The organism is Mucilaginibacter sp. (assembly GCF_041663085.1).
Taxonomy (GTDB): domain Bacteria; phylum Bacteroidota; class Bacteroidia; order Sphingobacteriales; family Sphingobacteriaceae; genus Mucilaginibacter.
Window position 1 is genome coordinate 22276 of sequence record NZ_JBAZRC010000029.1, and the last position, 14860, is coordinate 37135.

Annotated in this window: 13 protein-coding genes; all 13 read left to right on the top strand. The window is 44.1% G+C overall.

Translation table 11 applies throughout. From position 1 onward, the window contains the following. Nucleotides 1–42: 42 nt before the first annotated feature. Nucleotides 43–750: an esterase family protein gene (locus tag WC615_RS08335; RefSeq protein WP_372977647.1), complete on the top strand. Its 708-nt coding sequence runs from the start codon at nucleotides 43–45 to the stop codon at nucleotides 748–750. Then, the gene (locus WC615_RS08340; RefSeq protein WP_372977648.1) at nucleotides 708–1331 is read left to right on the top strand and encodes a hypothetical protein; all 624 of its coding nucleotides are present in this window, start codon (nucleotides 708–710) and stop codon (nucleotides 1329–1331) included. The genes WC615_RS08335 and WC615_RS08340 overlap by 43 nt, the downstream gene beginning before the upstream one ends. Before the next feature lie 31 nt (nucleotides 1332–1362). Continuing rightward, nucleotides 1363–2439: a RimK family alpha-L-glutamate ligase gene (locus tag WC615_RS08345; protein ID WP_372977649.1), complete on the top strand. Its 1077-nt coding sequence runs from the start codon at nucleotides 1363–1365 to the stop codon at nucleotides 2437–2439. Nucleotides 2440–2580: 141 nt separating this feature from the next. Next, complete coding sequence (locus tag WC615_RS08350) at nucleotides 2581–3678, top strand: carboxylate-amine ligase (protein WP_191177065.1); 1098 nt, start codon at nucleotides 2581–2583, stop codon at nucleotides 3676–3678. A 6-nt stretch (nucleotides 3679–3684) separates the two neighbouring features. Further along, complete coding sequence (locus WC615_RS08355) at nucleotides 3685–4518, top strand: type 1 glutamine amidotransferase (protein WP_372977650.1); 834 nt, start codon at nucleotides 3685–3687, stop codon at nucleotides 4516–4518. Between the two features lie 169 nt (nucleotides 4519–4687). Next, a complete protein-coding gene (locus WC615_RS08360) occupies nucleotides 4688–5881 on the top strand; it encodes a hypothetical protein (RefSeq protein WP_372977651.1) in 1194 nt (397 codons plus the stop codon). Nucleotides 5882–6013: 132 nt separating this feature from the next. After that, nucleotides 6014–6175: a FeoB-associated Cys-rich membrane protein gene (locus WC615_RS08365; protein WP_372977652.1), complete on the top strand. Its 162-nt coding sequence runs from the start codon at nucleotides 6014–6016 to the stop codon at nucleotides 6173–6175. A 53-nt stretch (nucleotides 6176–6228) separates the two neighbouring features. Beyond that, the gene (locus WC615_RS08370; protein ID WP_372977653.1) at nucleotides 6229–9615 is read left to right on the top strand and encodes a glycosyltransferase; all 3387 of its coding nucleotides are present in this window, start codon (nucleotides 6229–6231) and stop codon (nucleotides 9613–9615) included. A 116-nt stretch (nucleotides 9616–9731) separates the two neighbouring features. Continuing rightward, nucleotides 9732–10688, top strand: a complete 957-nt coding sequence (locus WC615_RS08375) for a TIGR01212 family radical SAM protein (protein ID WP_372977654.1) — start codon at nucleotides 9732–9734, stop codon at nucleotides 10686–10688. A 322-nt stretch (nucleotides 10689–11010) separates the two neighbouring features. After that, on the top strand, nucleotides 11011–12249 hold the full coding sequence (locus WC615_RS08380) for an acyltransferase family protein (RefSeq protein ID WP_372977655.1): 1239 nt from the start codon (nucleotides 11011–11013) through the stop codon (nucleotides 12247–12249). 2 nt (nucleotides 12250–12251) lie between these two features. Further along, on the top strand, nucleotides 12252–13559 hold the full coding sequence (locus WC615_RS08385) for an acetylxylan esterase (RefSeq protein ID WP_372977656.1): 1308 nt from the start codon (nucleotides 12252–12254) through the stop codon (nucleotides 13557–13559). Between the two features lie 10 nt (nucleotides 13560–13569). Further along, the gene (locus WC615_RS08390) at nucleotides 13570–14427 is read left to right on the top strand and encodes a hypothetical protein (protein ID WP_372977657.1); all 858 of its coding nucleotides are present in this window, start codon (nucleotides 13570–13572) and stop codon (nucleotides 14425–14427) included. Between the two features lie 16 nt (nucleotides 14428–14443). After that, nucleotides 14444–14860: tetratricopeptide repeat protein (locus tag WC615_RS08395; RefSeq protein ID WP_372977658.1), on the top strand; the 417-nt coding region annotated here is incomplete at its 3' end.

Consider the following 14860-nt stretch of genomic DNA (forward strand, 5'->3'; position numbering starts at 1 on the left):
TTACAAGCAATCCTGCTATATTACCATCTTAAACACAACAACTTGACTGAACAATACCACCGCTGGCACTCCCCTAATTTAAACCTCGACCTTGAAATGCTGGTTTTTGGCGACAGGGGGTTCCCGGTTATTCTTTTCCCTACAACCAAAGGCCGTTACCATCAGAATAAAGATTTTGGACTGATTGAAAGCGTGCGCTGGTTTGTAGATGAAGGACTGGTGAAGATCTACTGCCCCGATACTATTGACTACCGCAGTTGGTACGACAAAGGCATCCACCCCGCCGACCGCGCCCGTAACTACGCCTGGTACGATAAAATGCTGGTAGAAGAGCTTGCACCCTGGGCCATGCACGAAACCGGCGTAGGCAAAGTAGCTGTTGCCGGCTGCAGCTTTGGTGGTTACCACGCGGCAAATTTCGCGTTTAAACACCCCGAAATGGTGGCGCACCTGTTTACCATGGGCGGAGCGTTTGATATAACCATGTTTACCGACGGTTTTTATAACGACGATATATTTTATAACAACCCTGTAGATTTTTTGCCCGGCAGCAACAAGCCCGGGCTTTGGCAGATGAATATTATACTGGGGACCTCAGAGCATGATATGTGTAAGGATTATAATATCCGCATGTCAAACATTCTGAAAGAAAAAAACATTAACCACTGGCTGGATATCCGCCCTTTTGCCAATCATGACTGGCCGATATGGAAGGAAATGTTCCCGCATTATTTAAGCACAATAAAGTAGAGATTGGACAAATGAAAATATATAATAAGCTTTCGCTTTGCTTTATCGTGTCGATCTTTTTCGGATGCTCCCAAAACAGCAAAAAAAGCACTGCTGTTAAGCAAGACTCCATTGTTCAAAAAATCGCTGCAGATAATTCTGCAAAAAAGGAAAATGCCCAACAAGGCGGGGCGGAACGTGCAAAAAAATGGCTGCTTCTTAGCATTGCACGATATTTAAAAGCAGATATTGGGAACGAAAACGATACGAGCATATTTACTAAACAATATCTCGAATATAAACATGATGCTATCGGCCGGGATTTTGATGGGTTAACAGAAAAGCAATTTGCTGATAAATGGAAAAGTAAATACAACACCAAATTTGCAACCACAAATAGTATTTTAATAGGGCAACAAGACACTATCGACCCAAAAGTTACGCGGTGCGAGCTAAAGAAAGAAAACGCTGACAAGAGTTTAGTATTCGGCGTGGTAATTGAAGATGCTGATACAGAAAACAAATATGTTCATAAAAGAGATATAAAAGTAATTCCTTCGGGAAACACATTCCTGATTGATGATATATTAGAATACGATTAACAAAACCAACTACACTATAAAAACATTGAACATGGAAAAGAAAATAGGCATCTTATTCGGACAGGAAAATTCATTCCCGCAGGCATTTGTAGACAGGATAAACGAAAAGAATGAGAAAAACATTAAAGCCGAGTTTGTACGCATTGATAAAATGATGCAGGGCGAGCCATTGGGCTACTCGGTAATTGTCGACCGCATTTCGCAGGATGTGCCGTTTTACCGGGCATCGTTAAAAAACGCGGCCATTACCGGCACAGCGGTTATCAATAATCCATTCTGGTGGAGCGCCGACGAAAAATTTTTCAATAATGCTTTAGCCGTAAAACTGGGCGTACCGGTACCAAAAACGGCACTGCTGCCATCAAAAGACCACCCGGACAGCACAACCGACCGGTCCTTCCGCAACCTGGCCTTCCCTTTAGATTGGGACGCGATATTTGATTACGTAGGCTTCCCGGCATATATGAAACCCTTTGACGGCGGCGGCTGGCGCGATGTTTACAAAATTAGCGACAAGGATGACCTGTGGGAGAAATTCGCCGAAACCAAGCAACTGGTAATGCTGCTGCAGGAAGAAATTATTTTTGATGATTACTTCCGTTGCTATTGCATTGGCGGCAAACACGTGCGTATTATGCAGTACGAGCCGCGCAACCCGCACCATCTGCGTTACGAGCATGGCAAGGCCCCGGCATCAAAAAAAATGCTGGATACCATCACCAAATACGTGCTGCAATTAAACCAATACCTGGGTTACGATTTTAACACCGTTGAGTTTGCTGTACGCGATGGTATACCTTACGCCATTGATTTCTGTAACCCTGCCCCCGATGCCGAAGTAACCAGCGTTGGCCAGGATAACTTTGAATGGGTGGTAGAAACCGCTGCCAGTTATGCCATTGAGCGTGCCAAAGCACAAAAAGACAATAAAGACAACCTAACCTGGGGCGAGTTTGTAAAAACAGGTGCTGCAGGTAAACCACTCATTGCAGCAGCAGCAAAAACTGCCAAAGCCGATGTAAGTGCTGCCAAGGTTGACCATGCCATAACTAAGGAAGCAAAACCTAAAAAGAAACCGGCTGCCCCGAAGAAGGTGGCGAAGAAATAAGAAACTAAACTGTCATTTCGAACGATAGTGAGAAATCTTGTTCAAATATGTAATTGACCAATTTTGCATTTCGAACAAGATTTCTCCTCGTACCTCGTTCGAAATGACATTTACTTAAGTACCAATAACCCCTAACCAATTATGAACGAGTTCACCTTAGGTGTTGAAGAAGAATTTATGGTGATTGACCCCGTGACCAGGGAGTTGCAATCGCACGATCAAAAAATTGTCGACAGCGCGCAGAAGATCCATGAAGACCAGGTAAAGGCCGAAATGCACCAGGCCGTTGTGGAGGTGGGCACCCACATTTGCCGTAATACCGAAGAAGCCCGTAAAGAAGTGGGCAAGCTGCGCACCACCGTAGCCCAGCTGGCCGGCGACATTGGCCTGCGCATTGGAGCGGCAGGCACACACCCCTTTTCGCACTGGCAGCACCAGCTGATAACAGACCACCCAAGATATTTTGAAATAGTAGACGAACTACAGGAAGCCGCCCGATCAAACCTTATTTTTGGGTTACACGTGCATGTAGGCATCCAATCGCGCGATATGGCGATACATATAGCTAACCAGGCGCGGTATTTTTTGCCGCATGTTTACGCGTTATCAACCAACTCGCCATTTTGGGAAGGTAGGAACACCGGTTATAAATCATTCCGTACAAAAGTGTTTGATAAATTCCCGAGGACGGGTATCCCCGATTATTTTGACAGCATTGAAGATTACGACAGGTATATTAAACTGCTGGTAAAAACCAACTGTATTGATAACGCTAAAAAGATATGGTGGGATTTGCGGGTTCACCCCTTCTTCGAAACCATCGAGTTCCGTGTGTGCGATTGCCCTATGCTGATTGATGAAACCATGACTTTTGTGGCCTTGTTTCAGTGTATCTGCGCCAAGCTATACAAGTTGCGCCAAAGTAACATGAAGTTTATTACCTATAACCGGGCGCTCATTAACGAGAATAAATGGCGTGCCGCGCGTTATGGTATCGACGGTAAAATGATAGACTTTGGCAAGGAGCTTGAAGTAAATACCCGCGCCCTAATCCTGGAACTGCTGGATTTTATTGATGATGTGGTTGACGACCTGGGCTGCCGCGACGACCTGCAGTATGTGCACAAAATATTGGAAAATGGAACTGGTGCCGACAGGCAGCTGGCCGTTTACAATCAAAGTAATAACTTTGTAGATGTGGTGGACTACATTACATCACAAACTTTAAAAGGAATATAAGAGAGAATGAGCACAGATAAACCGGAAGTGAGAGTAGCCATATTAGACCTGTATGAGGGTGTGGCAAACGAAGGGATGCGGGGTTTCCGGGATATACTGGACCGTTACAAGGCGCAGCATGGCCTTGAATTAAGTTACCAAATTTTTGATGTACGCCTTAAAGGCCAGGTACCCGATACCGGCTTTGACGTGTATATATCAAGCGGCGGGCCTGGCAGTCCGCTGGATAGCGAGGGCACCGAATGGGAGAAGAAATACTTCCGCCTGATGGATAAACTGGAGGCACACAACAAAAAAGAGGGCACGCAGAAAAAGCATGTGTTTTTTGTATGCCACTCGTTCCAGCTGATGTGCCGCAGATATAACCTGGGCGATATTAACCTGAGGCGTTCGCCGTCATTCGGAATATTACCGGTGCATTTAACCGAAGCAGGCCGTAACGAGCCCGTATTTGAAGGCCTTGCCGATCCGTTCTACACTGTAGATTCGCGCAGCTGGCAGGTGACTAACCCAAACACAGAGCGATTTGCCGAACTGGGAATGGAAATATTGGCGCTGGAGAAAGAGCGCCCGCATGTTAACCTGCCCCGCGCTATAATGGCCATCCGTTTCAACGAATACTTTTTCGCTACGCAGTTTCACCCCGAAGCAGATGCATCGGGCATAAAAAACATGCTGCTGCGCGAGGATAAAAAAGACGAAGTAATAGCCGAGCACGGCGAAGGCAAATACCGCGAAATGCTGGAACGCCTGGAAGATCCTGATAAAATAGTGCACACGCAAAAAACCATCATCCCTAATTTTTTGGATGAGGCAATTTTGAAAGCGCTGTCTTATTAACCGATTTGAAGGCTCCCGCGAGTTTAGCGCAGCGTAACTCGTGGGGCTGCACAAAGTAAGCTTTCAGCTTACGGCAACTGAAAGCTACAGCCATGCATTACCACGAGCCACAGGCTCGCGGCAGCAGAATATAAATCGACGACAACGGGATAGTTAAAAAGTAAAGCTTATGAACCCATCTATCAGAAAAACCTTCAACCAAAACTTCACCGAAGAAAAGTATGCTGATTTTTTGGTAGACCTGAACGCCGGACTTAAAAACCCGATTGAATTTCGCATTGCAGAAACACCCGTATTTTTAACGGATGATTTTAGGGATAAGCTGATACAGGCCGGTAATGAGATAGTTGCCACCATATTAAACCCCGGGTTTAAACAACAAAGCGAACGCGCCATTCCCGAAAAATGGCGGGTGGCTAATGAGAATGACCACTCACATTTCATCGCTTTAGATTTTGGTGTTTGTAAAGATAAGGCAGGCAACATTGTTCCAAAATTGATAGAGATGCAGGGCTTCCCATCGCTTTACGACTTCCTGCTGCACCTGGCCGAAAATTACCGACATGCGTTTGACATTCACGGTAACCAAACCATATTTTTTAACGGCTTAAGCAAAAGCAGCTATCTCGATCTGTTGCGTAAAACCATTATAGGCCCTTATGAGCCTGATGAAGTGGTGATAATGGATGTAGATGCCCCAAACCAAAAAACCGCGGTCGATTTTTATATCACCGAAGGCTATATCGGTACGCCCGTTGTTTCCCTTGCCGAGCTGATACGGGAAGGCAATCAACTGTTTTATACACATAAAGGCGAAAAGAAACGCATCCGCCGGATATATAACCGTTTAATATTTGATGAGATAGAAAGCAACCCGGAAATATTTAATAAGGTGGTGGATATTCGCCAGCCGCTTGATGTAGAATGGATAGCGCACCCCAACTGGTTTTATCGCATCAGTAAGTTCACCATGCCTTTTTTACAAGGCGAATATATCCCAAAAACACAGTTTTTGCACGAGGTTAAGCAGATACCGGAAGACCTGCAGAACTACGTTTTAAAGCCACTCTTCAGCTTTGCCGGGCAGGGCGTTATCATCGATATTATGGATGGCGACATAGAAAAGATACAAGATCCCGAGAACTGGATATTGCAGGAAAAAGTAGATTATGTGCCCGTACTCGAATCGCCGGATGGTGGTGTAAAAATAGAGATCCGCCTGTTATACCTTTGGCCCGATGGCGATGCCAAACCAACCCTTGCTATTAATTTGGCCAGGCTTAGCCGTGGTAAAATGATAGGCGTTAGGTATAATAAAGGTTTTGACTGGGTTGGCGGTACGGTGGCCTTTATGCATAAATAAAAAATGGCACGCATACCCTTTATAAACTTACTGATGCAAAGCCGGTTAACAATTTGGCCACTTTACAAATAAATAAACTTTATACTATTTAAATAGTCTGTACGTATATAAATAAAGTATTAATTTTGCATTATGGATATACAAGCAGTTGTTATCATTGTATTATTTATTGCAGCCGTTTTTTACGTTGGCCGTTTATTGTATAAAAGCTTATTCACAAAAAAAGGCTGCGGCAGCAATTGCAAATGCGGGGTTGATTTTTCTGGCATTGAAGCCAGCAAACAATCCAAATAATTGCATTGTTAATAGTTCACCTTATCACTTAATTTAATACTTAAATCCCCTTCATGTCTTCTAACAAGCAGATATTTCAGGCTGATAACCCCGGCAGGTGGAACCGTTTTAAATGGCTTAGCCGCATCTTATTAATTGTTTTTGTAGTTGGTGTTGTAGCCGCTGTTGTTACAGTTACGTCAACAGTGTACCCAACCATACCCGACCTTAACCCTACACCCAAAAAACTTTCAAAAAAAGAGTTTGAAGAGCTAAAAAAATCAAAAAAATATAAAGATTTTAAAATTGAAAAGGCCGAAATAGAGGTTTTAGCCAAAGCACGCAGGCAGCATCAGCTTAAACATCCCAATAATGATAATCGAATTAACGCGGGTTTTTACAAAGCTTGGGAGGCGCAGGCGTATAACTCACTTGCTGAACATATTGCCCGTTTGGATATGATAGTAACTGAAGGTTTCAGTTTCTCAAGAAATACTGATACCCTTAAAGTAACTATAGATACGGGGCTTATCAACCTCAACAAAAAATACAAAAAACAAGTATTGGTAACGCTTTCTAACTACGTTAATATTGATAATGTTAGGGGTGAATACGATCGAAAAGATGTATTGCGTATTTTTAAAAGTAAAAAATTGCGTACGGCTTTCATCAACAGCATGGTTGCCAAGCTTAAACACTACAACTTCAATGGCATCAATCTCGACATTGATGACCTGCCCGACCGCAACAGCAAAAATGTTATAGCTTTCGAAAACGATCTTTACAATATCTTTCATGCACAAAACCTGCTGGTTACCACAAACGTAATCCCTTATGATGATGAGTATGATTTGAAGCGACTACAACACATTAACGATTTTTTGTTTGTGATGGCTATTGACCAGCACTCGGATATGAGTAACGCCGGTGATATATCGCACCAGCATTGGGTTGAGGAGATTTTAGATGATGTGTGCTCAAAAATACCGAGCGAAAAAATCATCCTTACTGTAGCTGGCGGAGGTTTTGATTGGCGCGAGGGGAGCATTGGTCAAACTATTGGTTATCCGCAAGCCATAAGTACTGCAAAAGAAAATAAGAAAACCATTATTTACGATCCTCAATCAGCCAACCTTCATTACAGCTACCTGGGGCCCGATAGCCTAACACATACCGTTTATTTTGCCGATGCTGCTACCAATTTTAACATTATCCGTATGGCCGATGACTGGGCTACCGGTGGTGTGGCACTATGGCGCCTTGGGTTTGAAGATCCGCGTTTATGGACATTCTTTCAAAAAAACCTGTCGATAGATTCGTTAAGAAAAACCGGGGTCGACTTGCGAAGGTTAGACACCGTTGGCCTTAACAATAAAATAGACTATGCCGGCGAAGGCGGCGAGGTGCTCGACCTGATAACCGTACCACATACCGGTAAAATTGATGTAACGCTTGATAAATCAACCTTTACCATTACCAATCAAAAATATATCGACCTGCCAACCAAATATGTGATCCGCAGGTATGGGTACAAACCGGGCAAAGTTGTTTTAACCTTTGATGATGGCCCCGACCCGGATTATACGCCCCGCATCCTTGATATCCTGAAAAAGGAAAAGGTACCGGCATCATTCTTTGTTGTGGGGTCGATGGTAGAGAAAAACATCCCGATACTCAGGCGCATTTATGACGAAGGTTATGAAATAGGTAACCACACGTTCTTTCACCCGGATATCTCAACCATTAGCTTAGACAGGGTTAAGCTCGAGCTAAACTCCACCCGTAAACTGATAGAGTCTATCACCGGGCATAGCACTATACTTTTTCGCCCGCCATTTAATGCCGATGCCGAGCCGCAAACACTGGCCGAAGTAATACCCGTGGCAGAAAGCCGCAAGCAACGTTATATTACCATAGGCGAATCTATAGACCCGTGGGATTGGCAGCCCGGTGTAACAGCCGATAGCATTATTGCCCGCACCATTCGCCAAAAAGACAATGGCAGTATGATACTGCTGCACGATGCCGGTGGCGATACTCGCGAAGAAACCGTTAAGGCCCTGCCCGAGATAATCCACTACTTTAAAAAGCACGGGTATCAGTTTACCACCATTGCCGATGTTTTGGGCAAAACCAAAGCCGACCTGATGCCGGTTGCCAAAGAAGAGAACAGCAGCTTTTGGGGCAAATATTATGATATTGTAGTGGTTGGCTTCTTTGTAGGCAACAGGTTTCTTTTCTACCTGTTCCTATCAGCTATATTTTTAGCCATGGGCCGTATTATATTAATAGGCATATTAGCTACAAGGCAATTTAATGTTAATAAGAAAATTGATACCGCGCCGCACCCGCAACCACCGGTAAGTATTATTGTACCAGCTTATAATGAGGAGGTCACGGCTTTACGTACTATTGATAGTTTGCTAAAAACCGAGTATCCCAATTTCAACATTATTTTTGTGGATGATGGGTCTAAGGATAAAACCTTCCAGGTAGTTTCTGAAGCGTATGGCAATAATCCCCTGGTAAGGGTATTAACAAAGCCAAACGGCGGTAAAGCATCGGCACTAAACTTTGGCATTACCCATGCCGAGCATGATTTTGTGGTTTGTATTGATGCCGATACCCAGCTTAAAACAGATGCTATTTTTCACCTGATGGCCTACTTTACTGATGAGGAAATTGGCGCGGTAGCAGGTACCGTAAAGGTTGGTAACGAAACCAACATCATAACCAAATGGCAGTCGATAGAGTATATCACCGCGCAAAACATGGATAGGCGCGCATTTGATATCATCAACAGCATTACCGTAGTGCCCGGTGCCATCGGCGCGTTCCGCAAATCGGCCATATTCAGGGCCGGGGGCTTTACTTATGATACCCTGGCTGAGGATTGCGATTTAACTATGCGCATCCTAAAACAAGGCTACGTAATTAAAAACTGCGCCGAAGCCGTTGCCTATACCGAAGCGCCCGAAACCATCAACGCGCTGCTTAAACAACGCTTCCGCTGGAGTTTTGGGGTAATGCAAAGTTTCTGGAAAAACCGCGACGCGTTATTCAACAAAAAATTCAGCTACTTTGGTATGGTAGGGATGCCAAACATCCTGATCTTCCAGATCATACTGCCGTTGTTCTCGCCACTGGCCGATTTTATTATGATTTTGGGCCTGTTTGGCAGTCACCCCGAAAAAATGCTCACCTACTACGTAGCATTTGTATTGATTGACTTTTTGGTAGGCTGGCTGGCCTTCCGTATGGAGAAGGAAGATTACCGTAAGCTAATATACATTATTCCGCAGCGTTTTATTTGGCGCCAGCTGATGTACTACATCCTGTTTAAATCCATCCGCAAGGCGCTTAAGGGCGAGCTAACTACCTGGGGCGTATTAAAACGCACAGGTAACGTAAAAATGAAAAAAGGCGAACTAATAGGTGATAACACTGAACCGCCAATGTAGTTAGTTTACTGGTTCATTAGTTCACTGGTTCATTCTCTTATTGGTGGCATGCTGCTAATAAACCAGTGAACTAATCAGCAAATGAACCAATCGTCAAAAACCGTATCTTTGCGCCAATGCAATTAACAGACACCGTACCGGCAACGTGGGAAAAGGGCTATAACAATTATGGCCCCTGGCTTAAAGAGAAATACAAGGGGCACCGTGTGTTTAAAGTTATTGTGGATGGCGGCTTTACCTGCCCCAACCGCGATGGCAGCAAAGGCTATGGTGGCTGTACCTATTGCAATGTAGACTCGTTCACCCCGTCTGTTAGTCGTAACGCCCCTACCGTGCGCGAGCAGGTTATACAAGGCATGGAACGCGCCCGTACTGGCAACAAGGCCGATAAATTCATCATTTACTTTCAGCCAAATACCAATACTTACGCCCCTGCACATTATTTAAAAATGATGTATGACGAGGCCTTAAGCTATGGCACCGAAGATATTGTTGGCCTTAGTGTAGGCACACGCCCCGATTGCATCGATGCCGAGAAAATAGCCCTGTTAGAGAGCTATACTGATCGCTTTGATGTTGACCTGGAAATGGGCATGGAAAGCATTTACAACGATACGCTGAACCAGATAAACCGCGGCTGCAGCCACGAAGAACTGATCAAAGCGCTTGCCCTTACCGAGAACACCAAACTTGACGTTTGCGTACATACCATCTTCGGTTTCCCCTGGGAAACAAAAGAAATGATGCTGAAATATGCCGACGAGATAAACCGCCACGCGCAAATAAAATTTGTAAAATTCCACCACCTGCATATTGTTGAGGGTAGCGTTATGGGCGTAAAATACAAACGCGAACCATTCAAGCTTTTCAGCATTGATGAGTATGCCGATTTTTTATGCGAATTGCTGCCACTGGTAAGGCCCGATATCATCATCCAGCGATTATTTGGCTTAAGCGACCGCGAACTGCTCATCGCACCAAACTGGGGACTTAAGAAAAGCGAGATCCAATACTATATAGACCAGCGCATACTAAGCCGGGGCGTGGTGCAGGGATCAGCATATTTAGCCTGATATTTTCCCCAACGTCATTTCGAACGACAGAGAGAAATATTGTTCATTTGACAGGCGGCGAATTGCATGATGAACAAGATTTCTCCTCACTATGTTCGTTCGAATGACAGGTTGGTGAAGGGGACGAATGACCAATGACAGCGCAGCGGATGACCCAATGACCAATACACATTCCCTATTTCTCTAAACCCGTTTAAACAAATTTTTCTTATTTTCCTTAATCCAAAGGTTCTGATAGATATTTGGTGCAGAACTGTGGTATCTTGTTTGCATAACCATAGCGAACAATTATCCGTAAAAAATAATTTAAACAAGCGTTTTGGTGCAAAAACCTTTACAAAACTATATTCCTGCATTAACAGGGGTGCGCGCTTTAGCTGCTTACCTTGTATTTATATCGCATTACGCCTACGCGTTTGATGAAAATTTTCCCCGTGCTGTGCAACGTTTTCTTAACGAGATGCACATCGGGGTTACCATTTTCTTTGTTTTATCGGGTTTTTTAATCGCTTTCAGATATTTTGATAGTTTTAAACTAACCGGCGACTGGTTTAAGCAATACCTTAAAAACAGGGTTGCCCGCATCTATCCCATGTATTTCCTGCTTACGCTGGGGGCCTTTGTTTCTTACTACTTTACGCACGATCAAAAGGTAACCAACGGCTTCGGTAGTCCGATAGGATTATTTTTTATGAACATTACGTTTGTAAGGGGCTTTTTTGATCAGTTAAAGTTTACCGGTATTGCCCAGGGATGGAGTTTAACAGTTGAAGAATGCTTCTACTTTTCGGCACCCTTCATATTTTACTTCGCAAAAAAATACAATAAATTTTGGCTGCAATGGGCCGTTGTAACGGGCATAGGCGCACTATTGGTGGTTATATTCAGCAGGGTTAACTGGTATGGCTTTTTTAGCAACTTTACCTTTATGTTCCTTTATACCTTTTTGGGCCGCTGCTTTGAGTTTTTTGCAGGGATCCAATTAGCCTTGATAGTAAAGAAAAGGCAGGCTAAAATTGACGGGCAGGCCAAAACCTGGTTTACTTATGGCGGTTTCCTGCTGATATTTGTTTGCGTATGGATCATGAGCATACTGCCTATCCCTAAAGGCGAGGTTGCAGGTTTGCACCATCCGTTTGGTATTGTTACCAATAATTACCTGCTGGCGGCATCTATAGCCATGTTCTTTTACGGCCTGTTAACTGAAACTACCGTTCTTAAAAAGATCCTCAGCTTTAAATTTGTTGAGCTGCTGGGTAAAAGCTCGTATATATTTTACCTGATACACCTTGGGTATATGTACGATTTTCTGCACCGGTATTTCAACAAATGGAACGACGATATTTTTGAGCTTTACGATAAATGGGGTAAAGATTGGAACTCGCCTTTTCAGTACGATAGCCTGAACGTTTTATACGCCTTTATCATTTTAAACGGGGTGGCCATACTGCTGTTTAAGCTTATAGAGGAACCGTTAAATCATTATATTCGTAAGTCGGATTTTTTGATCAAAAACAAACCACGTAACCCCGAAAATAACTCAGAAGCAATTAAGGCTTAATTATGGTGAACAGATCAAATAAGATATTTTTTATACTGTTTTGTACAGTTGCAACGCTATGCCTGCAACACGTTACTGCTGCCGCGCAGGATGATGAAGACGGCATTTCTACCGTGCTCACCCCCGGCAACAAAAACGCCATTTTTGACAGTAACGCCAAATATACTTTCGAGGTTAAAAACCCTACGGATGCGCCGCAAACGGGTACAGTATCATACCTGATAACCCAACACGGTAAAAAATTAGGCTCGGGTAAGCAAAATGTAAAGCTGGGTAAAAAAAGCTCGGCGAAATACGACTTTGATCTGCCCAGCATGAAATCGGGTTTTTACAAGGTTGATTTTATGGTAAACATCTCTGATTATGATGATACCACCCGCCGGGTATTCGGTGTAAAACCCGAAGAGATACGCTCTAAATATGCCAAACCTGCAGATTTTGATGCCTTTTGGCAAAAAGCGAAAGACGACCTGGCTAAGGTAAAACCAAATTTTAAGGTTACCCCAATGCCAAAAATGAATACCGATAACCGTAAGGTATTCCTGATAGAGATGCAATCGCTGGATAATTACACCATCCGCGGCTGGATGACGGTACCTATCTCAAAAGATAAGAACCGCAAATTTTCGGTACTGCTGGGTTTACCCGGCTACCAGGTAAATTTGCTGCCTATAACCGGTTTAGACGAAGACCTTGCCATCATTACCCTAAACGTAAGGGGGCAGGGCAACAGCCGCGGCCCTATTGATACCCGCCGCGATGAATTTATTTTTTACCGTATTGAGGACCGCGACAACTACGTAATGCGTGGTGTTATTATGGATTGCATCCGCCTGGTTGATTTTGTGTACGCGCAACCCTACTTAAAGCATGATAACATACTGGCATCTGGCGGTAGTATGGGCGGCTATTTAGCCATTGCTACAGCAAGCCTTGATAAAAGGGTTAACCTGTGCTCGGCACAGAACCCTATACTTTGCGATGTAAATAATTTAGATGGCGAGGTTACCTGGCCAATAAACGACATTAAAAAATATATTAAAACACAACCCGGCCTAACTTTCGACAAAGTGCTTGGTAACCTTAACTATTACGACGGGAAGAATTTTGCCAGTAACCTGCAATGTTCAACCATTATGGGGATAGGTTTATTAGACCCGTATGCCCCACCCTATAACGAATATGGCACGTTTAACGTTATACCCGGCAAAAAAAGGTTGCTGGTGTTTAAAGACCTGGGGCACGAAGTAAGCCAGGTGTATAAAGATTTAGAGGGCAGGTGGATGCGTGACGCATTTGCATTATTTTAATAGCGAAGAGATGAATTTACCTAAAACTACTCACTTAAAGTATTTGCTGATAGCCATCGGCCTGGTTATGCTGATGCCGGCCAGCAGCCATGCAGGTGGCGCAGGCGGTTTCCCGGTACGGCCAAAAAGGTTGTTGCTGTCGCCGTCTTTCAGTTATTTTTATGCCAATAAAGGGTGGGACTCGCTGAGTCATAAAACCCCTTTTGCCAATGGCGGGCAGTTCCAATCATTAGGCGTTTCGTTATACGCCGAATATGGTTTAAGCCGCAAGTTAACCTTGGTGGCTTTGTTGCCTTATGTAAGAAATACGTATGAAGACAATACCGCCAAAACCGTAAGCTCGGGCTTTACCGATATGGAAGTGGGTTTGCGCTATTACCTGGCCAACATCAACTACATTTATTACTTTACCATACAGGGTACATTTGTGCAACCCTTATATACCGATCTTAGCCTGGGTTACAAACAACAAGGTGCTGAACTTAAACTGGCATTTGCAGGCAGCGGCAAGGTGCTGGGCAAAAACTATTATTTCACGGTAGAGAACGGCGTACGTCAGTACTTTGGCTCGCAGGGCCCTATACAGGACAGGTATAATGGCTCGTTCGGTTTAACGCTGGATAGGAAGTTTAAACACCAGATCTCGGCATCCATCAGCGGTTTTTACTCGGCCAGCAGCTTTACCAAATTCTCGCCTATACAGGCCACCAACAAAAACTTTGCGTTTAACCAGGCATCATTAACATACGGTTATACATTTAGCAGGCGCTTCTCTATATTCTTATCGGGCGGGCATTTCATTAACGGCCGCAACACCGGCGATGGCACCACCGCATCGGCATCATTCCTGTTTAAACCATTCAGATAAGTTTCAATAAAAATACATGGGCAAATTATTCGTCATATTTTTTCTTTTACCTTTTTGCTGCGCTGCGCAAACGGCCGAAAACTTTATGCAAAGCGGTAACGCAAAAGCAGGGGCAAAAAACTATAATGCCGCCATTGCCGATTTTACCAAAGCCATACAGCTTGAGCCCAAGAACGGCCGCGCTTACTTTTACCGCGCCAATGCTTATAACGACCAGAAGGAATACATGATGGCCGTGCAGGATTATGACCGCGCTATAGAGCTCGACCCAAAAAACCCCTTCGCTTACTTTTATCGCGGTAACGCAAACAACGCGCAGCAAAAATATGCCGATGCCATAACTGATATTACCAAAGCCATTGCTTTAGCCCCCAATGCGGATATGTACCACTACAGGGCCAATGCGAAAGCCGGCCTTGGCGACCATGCCGGA